This window comes from Streptomyces sp. NPDC029674 (assembly GCF_044903205.1).
Taxonomy (GTDB): Bacteria; Actinomycetota; Actinomycetes; order Streptomycetales; family Streptomycetaceae; genus Streptomyces.
Genome location: NZ_JBJDPY010000018.1, coordinates 120148 through 141869, shown reverse-complemented (window position 1 = coordinate 141869; position 21722 = coordinate 120148). Strand labels below are relative to the sequence as shown.

General features: G+C 70.9%; 17 protein-coding genes and 2 pseudogenes. 13 read left to right on the top strand and 6 right to left on the bottom strand.

All coding sequences use genetic code 11. The features are described 5' to 3' along the window. Positions 1–37: 37 nt before the first annotated feature. Both ACI2L3_RS33340 and ACI2L3_RS33335 read right to left on the bottom strand, forming a co-directional pair. A complete protein-coding gene (locus ACI2L3_RS33340; protein WP_404756139.1) occupies positions 38–829 on the bottom strand; it encodes an SDR family NAD(P)-dependent oxidoreductase in 792 nt (263 codons plus the stop codon). 14 nt (positions 830–843) lie between these two features. After that, complete coding sequence (locus tag ACI2L3_RS33335) at positions 844–1473, bottom strand: TetR family transcriptional regulator (protein ID WP_404756138.1); 630 nt, start codon at positions 1471–1473, stop codon at positions 844–846. Positions 1474–1669: 196 nt separating this feature from the next. Between ACI2L3_RS33335 and ACI2L3_RS33330 the strand changes: the two genes are divergently transcribed. The 3 genes and pseudogenes from ACI2L3_RS33330 (at position 1670) to ACI2L3_RS33320 (ending at position 5008) form a co-directional block, all read left to right on the top strand. After that, the gene (locus ACI2L3_RS33330) at positions 1670–2656 is read left to right on the top strand and encodes an AraC family transcriptional regulator (RefSeq protein ID WP_404756137.1); all 987 of its coding nucleotides are present in this window, start codon (positions 1670–1672) and stop codon (positions 2654–2656) included. A 212-nt stretch (positions 2657–2868) separates the two neighbouring features. Further along, positions 2869–3435 (top strand): annotated as a pseudogene (locus ACI2L3_RS33325) (dioxygenase); the annotation flags it as partial. Between the two features lie 79 nt (positions 3436–3514). Further along, positions 3515–5008: a hypothetical protein gene (locus ACI2L3_RS33320; protein WP_404756136.1), complete on the top strand. Its 1494-nt coding sequence runs from the start codon at positions 3515–3517 to the stop codon at positions 5006–5008. Between the two features lie 49 nt (positions 5009–5057). On the opposite strand, the pseudogene ACI2L3_RS33315 reads toward ACI2L3_RS33320, so the two are convergent. Both ACI2L3_RS33315 and ACI2L3_RS33310 read right to left on the bottom strand, forming a co-directional pair. Beyond that, a pseudogene (locus ACI2L3_RS33315) lies at positions 5058–5803 on the bottom strand (GNAT family N-acetyltransferase). A 180-nt stretch (positions 5804–5983) separates the two neighbouring features. Beyond that, positions 5984–6400, bottom strand: coding sequence for an ATP-binding protein (locus ACI2L3_RS33310; protein WP_404756135.1), 417 nt, complete (start codon positions 6398–6400; stop codon positions 5984–5986). A gap of 231 nt (positions 6401–6631) precedes the next feature. Here ACI2L3_RS33310 and ACI2L3_RS33305 point away from each other — a divergent pair, with 231 nt between their 5' ends. The 6 genes from ACI2L3_RS33305 to ACI2L3_RS33280 all read left to right on the top strand — a co-directional run bounded on the left by ACI2L3_RS33305 (position 6632) and on the right by ACI2L3_RS33280 (position 12460). Further along, positions 6632–7798 (top strand): alpha-hydroxy-acid oxidizing protein, encoded by a 1167-nt coding sequence (locus ACI2L3_RS33305; protein WP_404756134.1) that lies wholly within the window; start codon positions 6632–6634, stop codon positions 7796–7798. Between the two features lie 88 nt (positions 7799–7886). Next, a complete protein-coding gene (locus ACI2L3_RS33300) occupies positions 7887–9407 on the top strand; it encodes an MFS transporter (protein ID WP_404756133.1) in 1521 nt (506 codons plus the stop codon). Between the two features lie 93 nt (positions 9408–9500). Next, complete coding sequence (locus tag ACI2L3_RS33295) at positions 9501–10787, top strand: ricin-type beta-trefoil lectin domain protein (RefSeq protein ID WP_404756132.1); 1287 nt, start codon at positions 9501–9503, stop codon at positions 10785–10787. Between the two features lie 61 nt (positions 10788–10848). After that, on the top strand, positions 10849–11058 hold the full coding sequence (locus tag ACI2L3_RS33290) for a hypothetical protein (RefSeq protein ID WP_404756131.1): 210 nt from the start codon (positions 10849–10851) through the stop codon (positions 11056–11058). A gap of 206 nt (positions 11059–11264) precedes the next feature. Next, positions 11265–11747: an Lrp/AsnC family transcriptional regulator gene (locus ACI2L3_RS33285; RefSeq protein WP_404756130.1), complete on the top strand. Its 483-nt coding sequence runs from the start codon at positions 11265–11267 to the stop codon at positions 11745–11747. A 26-nt stretch (positions 11748–11773) separates the two neighbouring features. Then, positions 11774–12460, top strand: coding sequence for an HAD family hydrolase (locus tag ACI2L3_RS33280; RefSeq protein ID WP_404756129.1), 687 nt, complete (start codon positions 11774–11776; stop codon positions 12458–12460). A gap of 96 nt (positions 12461–12556) precedes the next feature. Here the strand turns inward: ACI2L3_RS33280 and aspA are convergent, their stop codons facing one another. Both aspA and ACI2L3_RS33270 read right to left on the bottom strand, forming a co-directional pair. After that, the gene (gene aspA, locus ACI2L3_RS33275) at positions 12557–13966 is read right to left on the bottom strand and encodes an aspartate ammonia-lyase (RefSeq protein ID WP_404756128.1); all 1410 of its coding nucleotides are present in this window, start codon (positions 13964–13966) and stop codon (positions 12557–12559) included. A gap of 107 nt (positions 13967–14073) precedes the next feature. Further along, positions 14074–15096, bottom strand: a complete 1023-nt coding sequence (locus tag ACI2L3_RS33270) for an asparaginase (RefSeq protein WP_404756127.1) — start codon at positions 15094–15096, stop codon at positions 14074–14076. A gap of 140 nt (positions 15097–15236) precedes the next feature. Here ACI2L3_RS33270 and ACI2L3_RS33265 point away from each other — a divergent pair, with 140 nt between their 5' ends. The 4 genes from ACI2L3_RS33265 to ACI2L3_RS33250 all read left to right on the top strand — a co-directional run bounded on the left by ACI2L3_RS33265 (position 15237) and on the right by ACI2L3_RS33250 (position 21502). Continuing rightward, positions 15237–15689: an Lrp/AsnC family transcriptional regulator gene (locus ACI2L3_RS33265; protein ID WP_404756126.1), complete on the top strand. Its 453-nt coding sequence runs from the start codon at positions 15237–15239 to the stop codon at positions 15687–15689. Positions 15690–15821: 132 nt separating this feature from the next. Continuing rightward, positions 15822–16916, top strand: a complete 1095-nt coding sequence (locus tag ACI2L3_RS33260) for a chitinase (RefSeq protein WP_404756146.1) — start codon at positions 15822–15824, stop codon at positions 16914–16916. A gap of 63 nt (positions 16917–16979) precedes the next feature. Continuing rightward, positions 16980–20678 (top strand): hypothetical protein, encoded by a 3699-nt coding sequence (locus ACI2L3_RS33255; protein ID WP_404756125.1) that lies wholly within the window; start codon positions 16980–16982, stop codon positions 20676–20678. A 119-nt stretch (positions 20679–20797) separates the two neighbouring features. Continuing rightward, positions 20798–21502 carry an RNA polymerase sigma factor gene (locus tag ACI2L3_RS33250; protein WP_404756124.1) on the top strand — a complete coding sequence of 235 codons (705 nt, stop codon included), beginning with the start codon at positions 20798–20800 and terminating at the stop codon, positions 21500–21502. Positions 21503–21722 lie beyond the last annotated feature (220 nt).

Here is a 21722-nt window from a genome sequence, read left to right as displayed (position 1 = left end):
GTGCCTCTTCCTCTTTCTCTGTGGGGTCTTCGCCGCGTCAGCGGGCCGCGTAGCCGCCGTCGACCAGGTGGTAGCTGCCGTTGATGAAGGAGGCCCGCTCCGAGAGCAGGAACAGCGTGAGCTCGGCGACCTCGTCGGCGGTCCCGAGGCGGCCCTGCGGGTGCAGCGCGACCAGCTGCCGGCGCTGGGTCTCGTCACCCTTGAGCAGCGGGGTGTCGATGAAGCCGGGGGCGACGGCGTTCACACGCACGCCCCGTGCCGCGTACTCCACGGCGGCGCTCTTGGTCAGTCCGACGACCGCGTGCTTGGCGGCGGAGTACGCGGGGGAACCGGCGAAGCCGTTGGTGCCGAGGATCGAGGACATGTTGACGACGGCGCCGCCGCCCGCGGCGAGGATCTGCGGCAGCTCGTACCGGAGGGAGTAGAAGACGCCGTTGAGGTTGGTGTCGATGACGCGCCGCCAGTCCTCGACCGTGTACTCGCCGGTCGGGGCGGAGGCTCCGGCGATCCCGGCGTTGTTGACGGCCAGCCGCAGTCCGCCGAAGGTCTCGACGGTGAACTCGACGGCGTCGCGCACCGATTCGGGGTCGGTGACGTCGACGTGCACGGCGGCGGCGCGGCCGCCGGCCTCGGTGATCGCGCGGACGCTGTCCCGCGCGCCCTGTTCGTTGTGGTCCGCGACGACGACGGCCGCTCCCGCCGCGGCGAGGCGGCGGGCGACTTCGTAGCCGATGCCGGAGGCGGCGCCGGTGACGAGGGCGGTCTGCCCGGCGAACTCCGGCGCGGTGGTGCCGGCCGTGGTGGTGCTGGTGGTGGTGCTCGTGCTCATGGTGGTGCCTGGTTTCAGGTGGTGGTGGTTCGGGGTGCCGGTTCGTCGGCCAGGGCCGCGAACGCCGCGTCGATGAGCTGCGGCAGGGGGGCGCGGGGGGTGCTCGCGCCGGGTGCGATCCAGAACCGCACGGCGGTGCCGAACGCCCCGACGGCCAGCGAGACGGCGAGCGCCGGGCGCAGGTCGCGTTCGGCGTCCAGGCCGAGCCGGCGCGCGACGATCGCCACCGACTCGGTCTCGGCCTCGTCCCGCACCCGCAGGTAGGCGGCGAGCAGCGACGGCTCCTCGTGGAGCAGCCGGAGCAGGTCGGCCGAGCGGGGCAGGCGGTGCCAGGCGGTCGGTTCCTCGTCGAGCCAGCCGCGGAGGGCCCGGTAGTAGGCCGTGAGGGGGTCCTCTTCCGCGGGGCGGGCGGCGAGCGCCGCGTTGATCCGTGCGTAGTCGGCGCGCAGGGCGTCGACCACGGCGTCCTCCTTCCCGGCGAAGTACCGGGAGAAGGTGCGGCGCGAGACGTCGGCGCGTTCGCTGATCGTCTCGACGGTCACCTGGTCGAGGCCGTGGGCGAGGACCAGGTCCACGGCGGCGTTCGCCATGGCGGCCCGGCTCTCCTGGACCTTGCGGCTCCTGCGGCCCTCTGTGGTGCTCATGCTGTCGACTGTACTCCTCGAAATGTCCCAGTGGGACAGTTGGCTCAGCGGGACAGAATCGTGCCCGGCTTCGGCGGATCCGCGCCCTGCCCGCAGGGAGCCCCGCGTGCCATCGTGGGAAGGCCGCTGGTCCGGACCAGCGCACAAAAGACTGGAAGGTCACAGCAGACGCCGGACGCCGATGAGGAGCGTGCGCATGCGCGGCACCACCGTCCTACCGGGTCAGGGGAACAACGGAGAACCGGGCGAGGAGGGCATGCCGACGCACCGCCTCCAGGTGCCGATGCCCAACACGCTCCCCTTCGCCATCGGTACGTTCGACACCATCGGCCCCATGTCGCGCGCCCCGTTCCCGCACCGGCACACCTTCCACGAGATCGTCCACGTAACGGGCGGCACCGGCGGGCACGTGGTCGATCTGACCCGCTTCGCGCTGCGGCCGCCGAACCTGTGCTTCATCGCCCCCGGGCAGGTGCACCACTGGGAGAACGTGACCGGTCTCGAGGGCCAGGTCATCCTCTTCACCGACGACTTCCTCCTGGACCACCCCGCCGACCGGCACATCCTGCGGGGTCTCGCCCGGCGCTCGTGCCTCGACCTGCCCGACGAGGCGGCGGAGTGGACGGCGCGCCTGGTGGCCGAGATGAACGGCGAGTACCGGTCGGGGGCCGAGGGGTTCCACGGCGTGCTGCGGGCCCTGCTGCACATCCTGGTGGTGCGGGCGGCGCGGCTGCCCGCCTCCCGGACGTCGGCGGCGGCGTCCGGGGCCGCGCCGGAGCATGGGCACGAGGGCGCGCCGCACTCCCGCCCCGCCTCGGTGGCCACGGAATTCGTGACGCTGCTGAGCGCTCCCGAGGGCGCCCTGCAGTCGGTGCGGTCGTGCGCGGCCCAGCTGGGCGTCTCGGTGAGTTACCTCAGTGAGGTGGTGAAGGCCTCCACCGGCCGCACGCCCGGCGAACTGATCCGGCAGGCACGGGTGCACGAGGCCAAACGCCTGCTGCTGCGCACGGAGTTGACGGTGCGCCAGGTGGCGGGGCGGGTCGGGTTCGGTGACCCGGCGTACTTCTGCCGCTTCTTCCGCCGCGAGACCGGCGCGAGCCCCGGGGACTTCCGTCGCGGCGGTGGCGATATTCACCACGACCACCGGCTCGAGTCCATCGCCGGGCCCTCCTCCCCCGCATAACTTCATAGCCGATCCGGAACCCACCACACCCCTTCCCCACCCCGTCAGGCTCAGGAGGAGCGATGGACCACGAGATCGGCATCCCGGGAGACGAAGGCCCGGCCGAGGACAGCACCTCGGGTACGCACGCCGCGACCGGCGTGAACGGCAGCAAGGACAGCGGCAAGGGCCCGAGCCGCAAGACCGTCCTGCGCGCCGCCGCCGCCCTTGGCATGGCCGTGCCGGTGTCCCTCATGGGCGTACCGGCGCTGGCCAGGACCGCCGGCGAGCGTGGCGTTGCCCCGGAGGTGACGCCGACCTGTGACGACGGAGACGACCCGACCATCCCGCAGATGGAGGGGCCGTACTTCAAGCGCAACTCGCCGCAGCGCACCTCGCTCGTCCAGCCCGGCACACCGGGCGTGCGCCTCACCGTCACCGGTTACGTCTTCGGGCTGGCCTGCAAGCCGATATCCCGGGCCCTGCTGGACTTCTGGCAGGCCGATGCCTACGGCACGTACGACAACACGGGGTACCGCTTCCGGGGCCACCAGTTCACCGACGCCTCGGGGGCGTTCAGGCTCACCACGATCGTGCCCGGCCTCTACCCCGGCCGCACCCGACACCTGCACGTGAAGGTGCAGGCCCCGGGCCGCCCGATCCTCACGACGCAGCTGTACTTCCCCGGCGAGCCGCGCAACAACACGGACCCGATCTTCGACGCCCGGCTGCTGATGAACGTCCGTACCGTCGGCAACGCGAAGGAGGCGGACTTCGACTTCGTCCTGAACGTGCCGCAGTAGCGGCGCCGTACAACCTTTGGTGGGCGCGGCAGGTCAACCGACCGGTCAAGAACATCTGAGGAACAGAGGAAACCGTATGTCGCTCGCCGACCGCAGAGTCCGTCGCACCATGCCCCTGATAGCCGCGTCCCTGCTGGTCGGCAGCGGCCTCTCGGCCTGGACGCTGGGGCAGGGCACCGCCCACGCGGCCCCGCCGGCCGCCGAGCGGGTGTCGGACGACTTCAACGGCGACGGCTACGCCGACCTGGTCGTCGGCGCCCCGGGCGGCACCGTGTCCGGCAAGGCGAAGGCCGGGTACGTGGTCGTGACGTACGGCTCGAAGGACGGCCTCGACCCCGCCCGCAAGAAGATCGTCAGCCGCTCCACCAGCGGCGTGCCGGGCGCGGCCACCGCCAAGCAGGAGTTCGGCTCCGCCTTCACCAGGGGCGACCTGGACCACGACGGGTTCGCCGACCTCGTCATCGGCAACGACAGCCGGAGCTCCGCGGCGGGGGCGGTGATCCTGTGGGGCTCCGCGTCCGGCCTCACCGGCGGTACGAAGGTCGCCACGTACGGGTTCGCGCCGCAGGCCGGGGACTTCGACGGTGACGGCACCACCGACCTCGCGCTGTTCGCCGGGGTCGGCTCGTACGGCGACGACGCGACAGGCCAGGGCGCCCGCCTCTGGAAGGGCCCCGTCAAGCGCACCGGGGCCCCCGCCGCGACCCTCGACTTCATGGAGAAGTCGCAGTGGTGGAGCTACGAGAACGAGGAGCGCCCCGACCCGTCGTGCGGTGAGCGGCCCGAGACGTGCGTCGACGGTCCCCAGTCCGTGAAGGGCCCGGTGGTCCCGCAGGCCGTCGGCGACATCAACGGCGACGGCCGCGCCGACATCGCCATGAACGACTACTACGGCGACGGCGAATGGGGCAACAGCGTCCTGTACGGCGGTGCCACCGGTTTCGAGCGGGGTGACGCGCCGGGTTCCAGCGGGGCCCTGGGCGTCGGGGACATCAACGGCGACCACTACGACGATCTGGTCGTCGGCGACAGCGACTACGAGAGCAGGGCCATGGTCTCGTACGGCTCGGCGGACGGTCTCAAGGGCGACGTGCAGAAGTTCGACCAGGATCTGCCGGGTGTGCCGGGGGCCGAGGAGAGCGGCGACGCCTTCGGCAGCTCGGTCGCGGTCGGCGACGTGACCGGTGACGGTTACGCGGACGTCGCGCTCGGTGTGATCGGCGAGAACGTCGGCGCCGTCGCCGACGCGGGCTCGGTCGTCCTCGTGCGCGGCGGCGCCGGCGGCGTGACGGGCACCGGCGCGCAGGCCTTCCACCAGAACACGGCGGATGTGCCCGGGGTCGCCGAGAAGGACGACCTGTTCGGGGCGGCCGTGTCGTTGCTCGATGTCACGGGCGACGGACGCGGTGACCTCGCGGCGTCCTCCGCCGCGGAGAACGCCCGGGCCGGCGCGGTGTGGTCGCTGCGCGGCACGTCCGCGGGCCTGACCGCCAAGAAGTCCGTGGCCTTCGGCCCCAAGGACGTCGGGGCCCCGAACACGGCGGCGCTGTTCGGCAGCAGGCTGCGTTAGCACCTGCTGGGCATGTGCTCCGGTCTGAGGCCACCCCCCGTCGGCGGCCTCAGACCGGAAGAATCAACTCCCATGTGTCGACGGCGTAGTCGAGGGACATGCCGTGCCGTTCGTACAGAGCGAGCGCACCGCTGCTGTTGTCGGTGTCGACGCCGAGTCCGATCCGGTCGCGGCCCAGCGCCGCGTAGTGCCCGGCTGGTGGTCGAAGTGCTCCGCGAAGGACTTCTGGAGCAGGTCGTGGGCGCGCCTGCGGTCCTCTTCGGCGAGGCAGGGGCGCAGCGTCACTCCGGGCGGCGCCACGGGCAACACGTCATCGGCAGCCCGCAGTTGACGTTCCATCACGTTGTACCGTCGGACGGTTCGCCAGCCTCGTGCGCGCAGCGCCGCCGGGTCCGTGGTGGGCGCGGTGTTGAGGTGCAGGTGCACCACCGCGCGGGCCGCGCCGTTGGCCGCCGCGCGCTGCGCGGCACGGTCCTCCATCAGGTCGAACAGGTGCAGGGACGCTTCGGGGCGCCCGGGCAGGACGTAGTGGTCGACGTCGATCCGCTCACCGCCGGACTCGTCCCACAGCAGCGCGTACCCGACGAGCAGGTCACCGTCGAACAGCAGCCACGAGTCCCGCTCCAGGTCCACCTCGGGGTGCTTCACCTCGGCCTCTGCTTCGGCCAGTCCGGTGTCGGCGCGTCCGATCTCCACCAGGTCGACCTCGTTGAGCAGCGCGCACACGGCCGCCGCGTCGGCGAGGGTCGCCGGGCGCACGGTCAGGCCCGGGGGCGGCGTGATGGACGTCGTCATGGGTCCACTGTCCGGTGGCGGCGGCCTGGACCACAACGCATTTTCTACCGGCGCGAACGCCTCCCCTTGGGCCCGCGCCGCCTGGTCCGGAGACAGCACCTCGTGCACGACCGTGCGCAGGTTCCCGCGCGCGGCCTCGGCGCACTGCGAGGCCGCCGTAGGCCCGGGCCGGCGCGGGGCTCAGGCCAGCACCGCCCGCACCGTCTTCCCGCCGCGGTGCGCGCCCACGACCTCCAGGCGACGGCTCAGCAGGCGGACCATCGCGAGGCCGCGGCCGCTCTCCCGGTCGGTGCTCTCCTGCTGGACCCGGGGGCGGTGGGGGCTGGTGTCGGTGACCTCGACGGTCACTCGGCCGCCGGACACCTCCACGCGCAGACGGCAGCCGCCGTCCGCGTGCCGCAGCGCGTTCGACACGAGTTCGGAGACGACGAGCGTGGCGTCGTCCACGCGCTCGGCGTCCACCTCGGTCTTGCGGCGGCGGGATCCCGAGAGGAATCCCGAGGTCAGGCGCCGCGCCCGGCCCGCCGACGCGGGCTCCTGCGGCAGCGCGTACTCCACTCGTTCCTTGGACCGATGGGCGCGCTGGTGCGCACGCATGGCAGCTCACTCCCCTCCCCGAGACAAACCGGCGTCCACCCGCGATCTACGTCGCCACCGGGGCCGCCACCTGTGGTGCGCGACCGGTCCTGCCCCCCAGTGATGCCCTCGCCCGCTGATCCCCAATCCGCCCGCCGCCGCTTCCCTTGCCACACATTGACCTTGACATCGGATTCAAACCAGACTGAGCGGTCCGCCCCTCCACGCCGGGAAAGGCCGCCCATGCACCCGATGCCCCGCCCTTTCAAGGACTACCAGGACGAGATCTACCTCGACGGCCTGCGTGGCGTCGTACCGAAGTACCCCATGAAGTACGCCGAGTTGGAGGCGCGTGCGCATGCGGCGATGCCGCCTTCGGTGGTCTCGTACGTCGCCGGGGGCGCGGGCGACGAACGTACGCAGGACGCCAACGTCGCCGCGTTCGACCGCTGGGGGCTGATACCGCGGATGTTCGTCGGGGCCTCGCAACGCGACCTCTCCGTCGACCTGTTCGGCATGACGCTGCCCTCGCCCCTGTTCATGGCGCCCATCGGGGTGCTGGGCATCTGCACCCAGGACGGGCACGGGGATCTCGCCACCGCGCGGGCCGCCGCGCGGACCGGCGTTCCGATGATCGCGTCCACCCTCTCCGCCGATCCGATGGAGGCGGTGGCCGCCGAGCTGGGTGAGACGCCCGGCTTCTTCCAGCTGTACACGCCGACCGACCGCGCGCTCGCCGAGAGCCTGGTGCGCCGGGCGGAGAAGTCCGGGTTCAAGGGGATCGTCGTGACCATGGACACCTGGGTCACCGGGTGGCGCCCGCGCGACCTGAGCACCGCCAACTTCCCCCAGCTGCGCGGCCACTGCCTGGCCAACTACACGAGCGACCCGGTCTTCCGCGCCCAGCTGCCCGCCGACCCCGAGCAGGACATGCAGTCGGCGGTGCTCAAGTGGGTGCAGGTCTTCGGCAAGCCGCTGACGTGGGACGACCTGCCGTGGCTGCGCTCCCTCACGTCGCTGCCGCTGATCGTGAAGGGCCTCTGTCACCCCGAGGACGTGCGCCGCGCCAAGGACGGCGGGGTGGACGGCATCTACTGCTCCAACCACGGCGGCCGCCAGGCCAACGGCGGGCTTCCCGCCCTCGACGTGCTGCCCGCGGTCGTCGAGGCCGCCGACGGGCTGCCCGTCCTCTTCGACTCGGGGGTGCGCAGCGGCGCGGACATCGTCAAGGCCGTCGCGCTCGGCGCCACCGCCGTCGGGGTCGGCCGCCCGTACGCGTACGGCCTGGGGATCGGCGGAGCGGACGGCGCCACGCACGTGCTGCGCTCGCTCCTCGCCGAGGCCGATCTGCTGATGGCCGTGGACGGCTATCCGACCCTCGCCGATCTCACCCCGGAGGCGCTCCAGCCCGTGCGGTGAGCGACGGCACAGCCGGCGACCCGCTGGACACTCACATGTTCCGCGTGAGACATTGGTGTCTCATTCGGAACTGAGGTGTTACCCCAACATGACCCCGCAACGTGACTCACGGCGCTGGGCCGTCCTCGCGATCCTCTCCGGCAGCCTCCTGCTGATCGCCATGGACACCACGATCCTGAACGTCGCCTTCCCGTCCCTGGTCAGCGACCTGCGGCCGAGCTCCGTGCAGCAGCTGTGGATCATCGACAGCTACGCCCTCGTGCTCTCCGGACTCCTCGTGACCGCGGGCGCGCTCGGTGACCGGTGGGGCCGCAAACGGCTGCTCCTGATCGGCTTCGGCGTCTTCGCCCTCGCCTCGCTGCTCGCCGTCTTCGCGACCGCCGCCTGGCAGGTCATCGCGGCCCGGGCGCTGCTCGGCGCCGGTGGCGCGGCGATCATGCCCGCCACCCTGTCGATCCTGCGGCACGTCTTCACCGACGCCCGCGAGCGCGCCCTCGCCTACGCGGTGTGGTCGGCCGTCTTCGGTGGCGGCATGGCGCTCGGCCCGGTCGTCGGCGGCCTGCTGGTCGAGCACGACGACTGGCACTCCGCGTTCCTGATCAACATCCCCGTCGCGCTGGCCGTCATCGCGCTCGGCCTGTGGATCCTGCCCGAGTCCCGCCAACCCCGGGAAGGCCGCTGGGACTGGTGGGGCGTCGGCCAGTCCGTCGTCGGCATGCTCGCCCTGGCGGGCGGCATCAAACAGCTCGGCAAGGGCGGCCCCGCCGACCCGATGGCCTGGGCACTCCTCGTCGTCGCCGCGGTGGCACTCACCGTCTTCGTGCGCCGGCAGCTGCGGCTGGCACACCCGCTGCTCCAGGTACGCCTCTTCATGTCCCGGCCCTTCGCCATCGCCGCCGCCTCGATCTTCCTCGGCATGATCGCGCTGGGTTCGGCGCTGTTCCTGATCACCCAGTGGTTCCAGTACGGGGAGGGCTACACGCCCCTGGAGGCGGGCATCCGGCTGCTTCCCGCCCCGCTGGGCCTGGTCCTCACCTCGCTGGTCACCCCGGCACTGATGCACCGGCTGCCGATCCGGCACGTGATGGCCGGCGGTCTGGTGACGATGGCGGCCGGGCTCGCCCTGCCGTGGCTGCTCCAGCAGTCGGGGCCGCTCGGCTACGGCGGGATCGCCGTCGCCCTTGGCGTGCTCGGCTGCGGCGTCGGCATCGCGACGACCGCCGCGTCGGTGACGCTGATGGCCGCCGCCCCGGCCGAGGACGTCAGCGGTGCCGCGGCGGTCGAGGAGACCTGTTACGAACTCGGCGCCGCGATGGGCGTGGCCGTGCTCGGCAGCGTCGCCACCGCGCTGTACCGCGTGAACCTGCCAGAGCTGGGCCTGCCGGCCGGAACCACGGCGGCCGTCAGCGACTCGATCGGCGAGGCGGCGCGGGTGGCCTCCGAGCTCACGGGTCCGGCCGGCGCCACCCTGCTCACGCGGGCCGCCGACGCGTTCACCTCCGGAATGACCCCGACGTTCCTGATGGCGGCCGCGCTGCCGCTGGCCGCGGCGGCGCTCACCTGGGCGAAGATCCCCAAGGGCCTGCGCCCGACGGAGGACGCGCACTGACCCCGGCCGACGACCCCAACTGGCCACGTCCGTACCTCAGTTCCCCCTATCATCTGTTCGGCTCAGTGGGTTCAGTGAGAGGACGACGGGGACTTGAGTTCCATACGGAAGCGCGGCGCGCGCAAGCGCCGCATGGCGATGGCCGTCGCGGGCGCCGCGGCGGCCGTCGTGGCGGGGGTCCAGCTGTCGCCCGCCGCGTTCGGCACCGGCGGCGACGACAGGCCCCCGGCCACTCGACCGGCCGCCGAGACGGACGACTTCGGCGTTTCCCGCTCGGACGGGACCACGTTCGAGAACGGCGTCATGTCCCTGAAGCCGGCGCCCTCCGCCCGGCAGTCGGCCGCCGCGGCCCCGCACGGCACGGGCTGGAAGTCGGGCGGCGCGTCCAAGTACCTCGCCACCGGCTACACCATCAAGTTCTACGACAAGCGGGCCGCGGACTGGCTGGGCCCTTACGTCAAGAAGTCCGCAGCGGACCTCCAGCGGGTCACCACGCTGCCCATGTCCGTCGACACCAGGCCCGTCGGCTGGGACTACGTGCGGCCCAGGGGCGAGATCGTGGTCGGTCTCCTGCGGCGCCCTTGCATTCCGCCGGCCGACGGCGGCTCCGCGGGCTGGAAGGTGGTGCGGGACGGCTCCGGCAGCAAGAACCTGAGCTGCGGCTTCTACGCCTCGTCGCTCGCCGACACGGTGACCAGCGGGCACGCGTACATCGACGACGAGTTCTTCACCGCGGACGGCAAGCCCGCCCCGACCATGGGCGCGACCTACCTGCGCAACCACATCAGCCACGAGCTCGGGCACACCATGGGCCTCGCGCACGCCAACCGGAGCGCGGCGCGCGGCGACTGCGTCAAGGGCAGCGACTCCGGCCAGTTCCCGGTGATGTGCACGCCCACCAACGCGTACCAGGACAAGCGCGCGGGCACCTACGTCCAGCAGTACGACATGCAAGGGCTGCGCCACCTGGCCCGCGGCGGCGGCGCCGCGCTGCCCCCGCAGGGCAAGGTGACCGGCATCGGCCGCAAGTGCCTCGACGTCAAGGGCGGCAAGGCGGCCAACGGCACCCAGATCCAGCTCTACACCTGCAACAACGGCGTCGCGCAGTCGTGGATCCCGCAGAAGGACGGCACGTTCCGGGCGCTGGGCAAGTGCCTGGACAACTACCGCAACAAGAGCACCAACGGAAACAAGATCAGCCTCTCCGACTGCACGGGCGGCGCGTCGCAGCGCTGGTCGGTGAATGCCAGGGGCCAGATCGTGCACGTCGCGTCCGGCAAGGTCCTCGACGTGACGGGCGGTTCCACCGCCAACGGCACCAAGGTGCAGCTGTACGCGGCGAACACGTACAAGCGCCAGATCTGGGTCACACCGAAGTAGCCGCGCCGACGCGCAGTCCTCGTACAAGACGGTCCAGGCCGGTCAGGGCGGCACGTCGTACATGAAGACGGACAGCGTGCCCGGCAAGAAGTGGTACAGCATGGACCTCGGTGGGGACATGAGCTCGCCGCGGGCGGCGGGGTACGTCCCGGAGTTCGCGGGCGCGCTCGCCGCGACGGACGCCACCCGCTGGGTCGCCGAGGAGAAGGCCGGCGGCCGCGCCGCGGACCACTACCGCGGCAAAGACCGGCGAGGGCAAGAAGGGGCGTGAGGTGGTCAACGAGGAGTACTCGCAGTTCGGCGCCGTCCCGACGATCTCCGCCCCGCCGGCCGGATCGGTCGCCACCTGGGACGAGTTCATCGCGGCCATGGCCCGGCCGTAGCCGTCCGCCGCACCTGTCGCTACGGCCGCGGCCAGGGGCCGAGGAGCTACAGTCACCAGCGATCCACCCCGCCCACCTGGGAGAACCTCGGACCATGGCCGTCGACGAACTCGACACCCGCATCCTGCGGCTGCTCCTCGAACAGCCCCGCACCAGCCTGCGCGAGTACGCGCGCGTCCTCGGGATCGCCCGCGGCACCCTCCAGGCCAGGCTCGACCGCATGGAGCGGGACGGTGTGATCACCGGCACGGGCCCGTTCCTCTCCCCTGCCGCGCTCGGCCACCCCGTGCTGGCCTTCGTCCACATCGAGGTCACCCAGGGGCATCTCGACGAGGTGGGGGACGCGCTCGCCGCCGTGCCCGAGATCATCGAGGCGCACTCGATCACGGGCGGCGGAGACCTGCTCACCCGGGTCGCGGCCCGGGACAACGGGCACCTGGAGGACGTCATCCAGCAGCTGATCAACCTGCCGGGCGTGGTCCGCACCCGTACGGAGATGGCGCTGCGGGAGCGGGTGCCGCACCGCCTGCTCCCGCTGGTCGAGTCGGTCGGCAGGTCGACCGCCGGACCGGGATGACCTGGCCGTTTGGCATCCTGGAGGCCATGAGCACCTTCGGCAGGACCTCGGTCGTCTTCGACCTCGACGGCACGCTCGTGGACAGCGAGCCCAACTACTACGAAGCGTCGCGGGCCCTGCTCGCCGACTTCACGGGCCGGGAGTACACCTGGGCCGACAACGAGCGGTACGTCGGCATCAGCTCCGTGGAGACGCTCGCGCTCTGGAAGACGGAGTACGGCATCGCGGCGTCGGCGGCCGAACTCCTCGCCGACCTCGACCGCCGCTACCTGGAACTGGCCCGCGCCAACACGCCCGTCTACCCGGAGATGCGCAAGCTCGTCGAGCACCTGCACGAGGCGGGCGTGCCGATGGCGGTGGCGTCCGGGTCCTCCCGCGCGGCCATCGAGGCGATCCTGTCCGGCACGGGCCTGGACGCCCACCTGACCACGCTCGTCTCCGCCGAGGAAGTCCCGCGCGGCAAGCCCGCACCGGACGTCTTCCTCGCGGCGGCCGCCCTGCTGGGCGCGGAGCCCGCGGACTGCGTGGTCTTCGAGGACGCGGCGCCGGGCGCGCTGGCGGCGAGGGCGGCCGGGATGCGGTGCGTGGCGATACCGTACGTCGCCGCGCACGCCGACGACGATGCCTTCGCCGAGGCGGATCTCTTGTTCCCGGGCGGCCAGGCCGAGTTCACGGCCCAGGCGGCCCTGGACGTTCTGGCCACCGAAGGGTAGCCATCAGGGGCGCGCCGAAGGGTGGCTTTTCAGGGGCGCGGGGAACTGCGCGACAAGCCACGACGAGCCCGCAGAAGAGACCCGGCCCCGAACCGCTCAGGCCGCGCCGGCCACCCGCTCGGGGGTGAGCAGCTCCGCCAGCCGCTCCGGCGGCAACAGGCCCTTCTCAAGGACCAGTTCGGCGACGCCCCGCCCCGTGGCGAGAGCCTCCCGCGCGATCTCCGTGGCGGCGGTGTAGCCGATGTGCGGATTGAGCGCGGTGACAAGGCCGATGGACGTCTCCACGGAGGCGCGCAGCACCTCCGTGTTGGCGGTGATGCCCGTCACGCACCGCTCGGCGAGCGTCAGGCAGCCCTGGCGCAGCGAGGTGATGCTCTTCGCGAGCGAGTGCAGGATGACCGGCTCGAAGGCGTTGAGCTGGAGCTGGCCCGCCTCGGCGGCCATGGTGATGGTGACGTCGTTGCCGATCACCTCGAAGGCGACCTGGTTGACGACCTCGGGGATGACGGGGTTGACCTTGCCCGGCATGATGCTCGAACCGGCCTGCACGGGCGGCAGGTTGATCTCGTTGAGGCCCGCGCGCGGCCCCGACGAGAGGAGCCGCAGGTCGTTGCAGCTCTTGGAGAGCTTGACGGCGATCCGCTTCAGGACGCCGGACAGGTGCACGAAGGCGCCGCAGTCCTGTGTCGCCTCGACCAGGTTGGCGGCGGTCACCAGCGGCATGCCGGTGATATCGGCGAGGTGGCGGCGGGCCGTCTCGGCGTACCCGGCGGGAGCGTTGAGGCCGGTGCCGATGGCGGTGGCGCCGAGGTTGATCTCGTGGATGAGCTCGACGGCCTCGGCGAGCCGCATGCGGTCCTCGTCGATCATCACGGCGTACGCGGAGAACTCCTGGCCGAGCGTCATCGGCACGGCGTCCTGGAGCTGCGTGCGCCCCATCTTCAGGACGTCACGGAACTCCAGGGCCTTCGCCGCGAACGCGTCCTGCACCACCGACATCGCGCGTAGCAGCCCGTGCACCGCGCTGACCGTCGCGACCTTCACGGCCGTCGGGTAGACGTCGTTGGTGGACTGGCTGAGGTTGACGTCCTCGTTGGGGTGCAGGTGTTCGTAGGCGCCCTTGGGGTGCCCGAGGAGCTCCAACGCGCGGTTGGCGACGACCTCGTTGGCGTTCATGTTGGTGGAGGTGCCCGCGCCGCCCTGGATGACGTCGACGACGAACTGGTCGTGCAGGTGCCCCGCGCGGATCTCCCGGCAGGCGGCGGCGATGGCGTCGGCCTTGGCCTTCGGGAGCAGCCCCAGCTCCTCGTTGGCGCGGGCGGCGGCCTCCTTGACGGCGGCGAGCGCGTCGATGAGGTGCGGGTACACGGAGATCGGGATGCCCGTGATGGGGAAGTTCTCCGTGGCGCGCAGGGAGTGGATGCCCCAGTAGACGTCGGCGGGCACGTCCCGCTCACCGAGCAGATCGTGCTCGCGACGGAGGGCGGGGGCGGGTGCGGGGGTCATGATGGTTCTCTTCCGGGGCCGAAGCGCCCCTTCAGGGGCGCGGGGAACTGCGCGACCAGCCACATGCGGCCCGCAGAATTGTCATCGGTCTGACGAGGCGGGACGCCTCAGGCAGCCTGGTCCGCGACGACCGACGCGTCACCGACAATGCGCCGCAGCAGGGCCGTCCGTTCCCCCGGGCCGGAGGCCGAAAGCAGCGCCGCGAGGAGCGCGGTACGGGCCTGCCCGGCCCGCAACGTGCCGGTCAGCACCGCTCCGGCCGCCGCCAGGTCGACCGCCCCGCCGTGCGTGTAGATCTCGGTGACGGGCCCCGCGGGGACGCGGGTGGTGAGGGCGATCACGACGCCCCGCTCGATGGCGGCCCTGACGGCGGCGACGAACTCGGGGGTCGCGTTGCCCGCGCCGGTGGCGACGAGCACGATGCCCTCGGCGCCCGCCTCGACCGCGGTCTCCAGGAACAGCGGGTCGGCGTCGACGTGGTGCATGACCATGTCGATGCGCGGCAGGGAGCCGGTCGGCACGTCCGCGGGCATCGGCAGCGGCTCGGGGCGCGCAGGGCGGTCGAGGACCGAGACCTTGCCGAAGCCCACCTTGCCGAGGGGCGGCCGGGACGGGTCGGCGAAGGCGTCGGCGTCGAGGGTGTGCGTCTTCACGGTGCCGCGCGCGGCGTGCACCTTGCCGTCGAAGACGACGAGGACGCCGAGGTCGCGGACGGTCGCGGCGGTGAGGAGCGCGTCGTAGAGGTTGCCGGGTCCGTCGCCGTCCTCGGCGCCGAGGGGCTTCTGGGCTCCGGTGAGGACGACGGGGCGCGGGTCGTCGTGGTGGAGGTCGAGCAGGAAGGCGGACTCTTCCAGGGTGTCCGTGCCGTGGGTGACGACGATGCCGTCGACGCCGGGGTCGGCGAACACCTCGCGCACGGTGCGCAGCAGGGTGAGCTGCTGGGCGGAGGTCAGCCGGGGGCTGTTCACGTTGAACAGGTCGATGACCTCGGAGCGTATGCCGTGGGGTATCGCGGCCGTGGCGAGCACTTCGCGGCCGGGGGCGTCGGCGGCGAAGCCGGTTCCCTGCCAGCGGCTCGCGATGGTCCCGCCGGTGCTGATGACGACGATGCGCCGGGCCTGTGCCTCCACGTCCGCGTACCTCCCAGGGGTGCTGAGGTCCTTCAGCCCCCGGGTGGTGGGCAGCCTCGGCGCAAGGATAGATCGAACATCGCGCAATGTGTTTGCTGAGTTCCGGTGATCACGCAACATACGTGGTGGATAATTGCGCCATGGACGACATCGACCGCAATATTTTGCGCGAGCTGCAGAGCGACGGCCGGCTGACCAACCAGGAGCTGGCCGCGCGCGTCGGCCTCAGCGCGTCGCCGTGCATGCGACGCGTCCGCCAGCTGGAGCTGGACGGCGTGATCCAGGGCTACCGGGCCGTGGTGGACCCGGAGGCGGTGGGCCGGGGCTTCGAGGTGCTGGTCTCCATCGAGGTGCGGCGCGACCGCGAGACGGTCGAGGCGTTCGAGGCGGCGCTGCAGGACATTCCGGATGTCATCGAGGCGTACCGGCTGTTCGGGAGCCCCGGCTGCCTGCTGCGCATCGCCGTCGCGGACCTCGCCGCGTACGAGCGTCTCTGGATCGAGCGGCTGACGGCGCTGGCGGGGGTGACCGAGGTGAACTCGCAGATCATCATGAAGCGGATCAAGGAGCCGCAAGGGCTGCCGGTGTCCTGAGGCGCGACCGGTCCCGCCTGCCCGCCCTGCTTTGGTACAGACCTATTGACGACTGGTCTGGTCCAGCCTAGGTTGACGCACCGCACGAGGCACGTCTCCCAGTCCCCCACCGCACCCAGGGAGCACAGCGTGATCGGTCGGACGTTACGCCTGCTGGGGTCCGCCCTGGCACTGGTCTGTGTCGCACAGCTGCCCGCCGCCGCGGCGACCCCCTCCGCCGCCCCGGAACCCCCCACGCCCCGGGCCGACACCTGCCCGCTCAAGCCGAGGCCCACGGGCAAGGTGCTCCAGGGCTACTGGGAGAACTGGGACGGCGCAGCCAACGGCGTGCACCCGCCCTTCGGCTGGACCCCGATCACCGATCCCCGCATCCGCGAGCACGGCTACAACGTCATCAACGCGGCCTTCCCCGTGATCCGCTCCGACGGCACCGTCCTCTGGGAGGACGGCATGGACTCGACCGTGAAGGTCGCGACGCCGGCGGAGATGTGCCAAGCGAAGGCGGACGGCGCCACGATCCTGATGTCCATCGGCGGCGCGACGGCCGGCATCGACCTGAGCTCGAGCAGGGTCGCCGACCGCTTCGTCGAGACGATCGTGCCGATCCTGAAGAAGTACAACTTCGACGGCATCGACATCGACATCGAGACCGGCCTCGTGGGCAGCGGCAACATCAACCAGCTGTCGCCCTCCCAGTCCAACCTCGTCCGCATCATCGACGGCGTGCTCGCCAAAATGCCCGCGGGCTTCGGCCTGACGATGGCCCCGGAGACGGCGTACGTCACCGGGGGCAGCGTCGCCTACGGCTCGATCTGGGGCGCGTACCTGCCGGTCATCAAGAAGTACGCGGACAACGGCCGCCTGTGGTGGCTCAACATGCAGTACTACAACGGCAGCATGTACGGCTGCTCCGGGGACTCCTACTCCGCCGGTACGGTCCAGGGCTTCACCGCACAGACGGACTGCCTCAACAAGGGCCTGGTCATCCAGGGCACCACGATCAAGGTGCCCTACGACAAACAGGTCCCCGGCCTCCCCGCCCAGCCGGGCGCGGGCGGCGGCCACATGTCCCCGAGCCTCGTCTCCCAGGCCTGGAACCACTACAACGGCGCCCTGAAGGGCCTGATGACCTGGTCCATCAACTGGGACGGCTCGAAGGGCTGGACGTTCGGGGACAACTTCAAACGACTGCCACCTTCGGGTGGAACGAAGGCCGTTGGCGGTTAGTCCCCCGTCCAGCAGCGAAAGCCTCTCGACACACGCAGGCGGCAGCGAGAGGCGGAACGCACCATGACCACGGTCATCGCCCCCGGATCGACCTTCAGCCCGGTGGAACTGGCCGATGCGGGGCCGGTCCACATCGAGTACACCGACACCTTCACCGAAGACTTCGTGCGCGTACAGCACCTCGCGGCCGCGGAGAGCGCGGAGCGCAGTATCGCCGTGTTCGCGAACCCCGTGTCCGGTCGGCACGGAGAAGCACTGGTGATCACGGAGGACGACGGAGTCTCCCAACTCGTGCATGTATGGCCGGACGAGACGAAGCCTCATGGATTCGACCGGGCCGTGGTGTGGCCGGGGCCCGGCGATCCCACGGACGAAACGCTGGTCGATGTGGCGGTGGGCTGCATCGACACACTGCGGGAGGGCGAGCGTGTACGCCGGGTCGAGGCGCTGTTCCGTACTCAGAACGGAGTCGTCCACCGAGCGGGGTACCTCCAGCACCCCGACGGGGCAGCGTGTTGGAAGCGCGTCAACGATCGGCGCGGAAAGGCCCGCAACCTGCGCGCGGGAAGGACGTTCGAAGGCAGGCCCCTGTTCGTGTACTCGGCCTGGGGCGACGACGAGGCCGACGGCTTCGGCTCGACGTACCTCTTCGACCCCTTGTCGGGAGAGGACTGCCAGGTGCTCGCCCGCACGGACGCCGAGGTCATCGGCGTCCAGCACGACACCTTCGTGGGAGCCTCCCCCTTCAAGGGCGTCTTCAAGACCTTCACCGGGCGCTTCCACGACCGGCTCGCCCCCGAGGTGGGGAAACACTTCATCACCCACGACGCGGTCGGCCACGTGCTCAAGGTCGTCGGGTCCCTGCGCAGGCCCGGCGGCGCGGGGGCCGCCTTCATCGTGATCACGGCCGGCGAAGGGGGCAAACACGAACTCAAGGCCGTGGCCGTGGATCCCAACGGCGCCTTCGTGGGCATGTCCACGTTGACCTCCCTCTCGGTGGCCCACGCCGTTCTGCACCACGATGTGGACGAGTCGTGGCATCTGTACGTCACCGACGACCACAACACCCTGTGGTCCTTCCATCAGGTGGACGACGGGCCGCAGTGGGTTCCCGTGCCGGAGGACGGCAGTACGGCGCCGGGCGCGGGCACACCGCTGGTCTCGCCGCCGTTGCCGGTCCACCAGAACGTTCTGTTCGCCGATGCCGTCGCCGAGAAGAACAGGGATCTGCGCCTGTTCGTCGTCGGCACCGACCACCGGCTGAGCGTCCACTCCCAGGACGCACGGACGGGCGTCTGGCGCGTGCGGCCGCTGATGCTCGTTCACGAGCCCGGCGCCCCGGGGAAGAGTCGCGTCACCAAGGTGCGGATCCACCATGTCCGTGCCCGGGTCGTGGACGAGTCGGGACTTCCGGTGGCGGGGGTGCGCAATCTGTACATGAAGTCCCTCGGCTCCGATTGCGACATCAGCCACGCGGGAGGGCACGCCAGGATCACCTCCACGGCCACCCCGTTCGTCACCGGCGGGGACGGCAGCTTCACGTTCTCGATGGACGGCTCACGTCTTGCCGTCCCCACTCTCGCCGTGCGCTGCGACGGCATGGGCGACACCGCACCGACGGCCGACAGCTCTTCCGGCCCGTCGGCCGCGCTCATCGTGCCCAACCGCACGGTGCTCGACTACCTGGCGGGGCGTACGAACACACTCAACGTCACGAACCCGGGAGGCGGCCTCCGCCCGTTCGACGACGCGGGCACCACGCTGGCCGGCTTTCCCTCGGTGCGGCCCCTGACCGCCGAGGCCGCGGGCGAGGCCGCCAGGGCCATCCGTACCGGCGCCGCTCACGCGCTGCCGCCCGACCCCACGCAACCGATCAGGTTCTCCCCCGGCATCACGGGCGCCCCCACCACGGACACCGACACCGAGGCCCCGGGCACCGCCGCACCGCCCCCACTACAGATCCTCATGCCCGACGGGCGTCCGGCCGCCCTGGGGGGTACTCGCTTCCAGGGCGACTTCCTGCACTTGGCGACGACCACGCAGGCCGTCGACCTTCGCCTGGAAACCCTGCGGGTGAACACGGGGCCCGCGGCCGGGACCTATTGGCTGGACCCGCTCTCGGGCTTCTGCGACCTGGTCGTCGACGGCGCGCTCAACCTGGGTAAGTCCATCGGTATCCCCGGTGCCGGGGACACGCTGGACGCCTACCGCCGCTGCCGCAAGACCATCAATCTCGCGGAGGACAAGCTCCTCGACGACCTGGGGGAGTTGCTCGACGACTGCGGAAAGTTCCTCATCAAGGCATGGGAAGGCTTCCAGCACTTCATCGTCGCCACCTTCAACAAGCTCGCCACACTGGTCAGCGACGTCGGTGAGTTCTTCACCATGGTCTTCGACATCGATGCTTTCAAAAGGACAGCGGAGGTGTTCGAGCGGAAGCTCGAGGGACTGCCGGACCAGCTACGCCGACGGATCGAGGACAGCGACGCCGCCGCAGACCAGTGGATCGAGCACATCCGCGAGAACACCGCGGAGTTCTTCGACACCCTGCGGACCGGAATGACCGGCGCCACGCTGCGATCGGAACAGCAAAGGGCCGACGCGCAAGCCGCGGCCCTGCCCGGCGGAAACCAGGACTTCGCCCACCACCACCAGGTGCGCTGGATCCTCGACAAAGCCACCGGCGACCACGGAGCGACACCGGAACCCACGCCGGACGCCGCCGCCTCCGGCGATGACGCCTCCGAGAGCTGGGCCGATGCCGCACGGCAATGTACAAAAGCGATCGGCGCCTTCGGTGACGCGGCCGAACACGCCTGGGCAGGGCTGAGGGACACGCTCACCCACCCCGAACGGTTCAAGGACGAGGCCCTGCCCGAACTGATCGAGGCGGCCAGGTCTCTGACCGATGCGGGCGTATCCACCATGGCCGCCGGGAAAGACGCCATGGCGGCGATGGGCTACAAGCTCACCGACACGCTGCAAGAACACCTCGACGAGAAGATGGACCTCGGCCTGGTCGGGCACATCCTGGAATTCTTCGGCGTGCGGCTGCCGGACAACAAGACGTTCATGGCCTGGGCCGCGGCAATCCCCTACACCGTCGTGTACAAACTGTGCAATGACGGTCGCGAGCCCTACCCGGACGGAACCGACCAGGCCGATTCCCCGGACTTCTTCTCAGGAGACGTCGACGCTGCGCTTTCGCACGTGAAGATCGCCTCCCTGGCGTGGCGCATCGTCTCCTCGGTCGTCAAACTCGTCTCCGATGTCTGGACCGGTTTCACCGGGAAAACCCCCGACCTCCTCAAGTGGATCGGCTGTGGTGTGGGATTCCTGACGGTGGTGATGTCGGTCCCCGTGTTCGCCACCCAGGGTGCCCAGAACGACCCGGTGGAAGCCCTCGCCATCGAGAGCGCCGTAAACGGACTGATCAACTTTCTGTGCGCATACGCCGCGATCCAGGAATACGGCCCTCCCGTGCTGCGCGACTATGTGTACCCGCTGATCAAGGAACTCGCAGCCATCGGCGCTCTCATCTATACGCTGACCAGGATCAAACCGGAGCAGACAGCCATCTCCGTCCTTGCTGCGCTCCGCGGCCTGCTGTCCGCGATGGAACTCCGCTGCGTCAAGGAGAACGCGGAAGTCCGAGCGTTGGCGTACACGGTGCTCAGCTTGGCCGACGGGATCGACATCGCCATGTCAGCGGTACTCATCGGGCAGGAGCGCGGCAAGCTCCAATCCGCCAAGGCCATGTGACCCCGCCGGTGCCGCGCGCCCTGCGGGAACCTGATCCAGCTCTTGCACGGCGAGTGACAGCGAAGAATTTCTGAATCCGGCGTGGGTTCCGGGCCTCGTGGTGCATATAACTGTGATGCATGCTCCACCAACACCGGGAGGACCCACCTGTGCCGCGCCCCGACGAAGTCGTACGCAACGGTGACGATCGGGAGCGGCTCGCGACCTACGGCTACAGCACGCTGCGGAGGCTGATCCGTGCACAGCGGATATACGACCAGTGCCGCGGCGTGCAGCCGCCCATCGCCCCGACCTCCGACGACCTGGAGGTCCTGCGCCGATCGTCCGACGAGCGCCACGTCCTCGCCGGGGAGACCCTCCTCACCGCCCTCGCCGACTGGGACAAGATCTGGTCCACCTGGGACAGGGACAAGGGGGCGTCGAGGGAGACGTACTTTGTCCGGGCCATGATCCTGCGCTTCCCCCGCGCCTTCGAGAAGTGGCAGGCGGGACGCCGCCACCAGCCCCTCGCACGGGGCCTGCGCGACCTCGCCCCGACCGGCCCCGCCGCCAGGGCCACCTGGACCGACCCCGCCCTCGACGCCATCGCCCGCGACACGCTCCACCGGGTGGTGCGGACGGCCGGGCCGGAGCTGCGCACCATGCTGGCGCTGGTCGTCGAGGGCTACCCGCACAGCGCGATCGCCGACCGCCTCCGGATCAGCGCACGCGCCGTCGAGGGGCGGCTCCACCGCTTCCGCAAGCAGCTGCGGAGCAGTGCGCTCTCCCCGTACGGCAGCGATGACCCCATGGACAGCGGGGCAGGTCACTTCGGGGGTCGTTGACCTGCGCGTCCATCGCGCCACGAACCCGGCGGGCGCACCAGGCCAAGCCGCTTCGCGGTCGCGCAAGCGCGAGCCCGGTGCGCCCGCCGGGTTCGTGGCGGAGGACGCCCGCAGGTCAACGACCCCCGAAGTGACACGGAGCCCCGCCCCAACCGGCGGGGCTTCGGCGTTTTCCGCACACTTCGGCTTCGCTCCCGACACTCCCGGAGGGGAACCACCC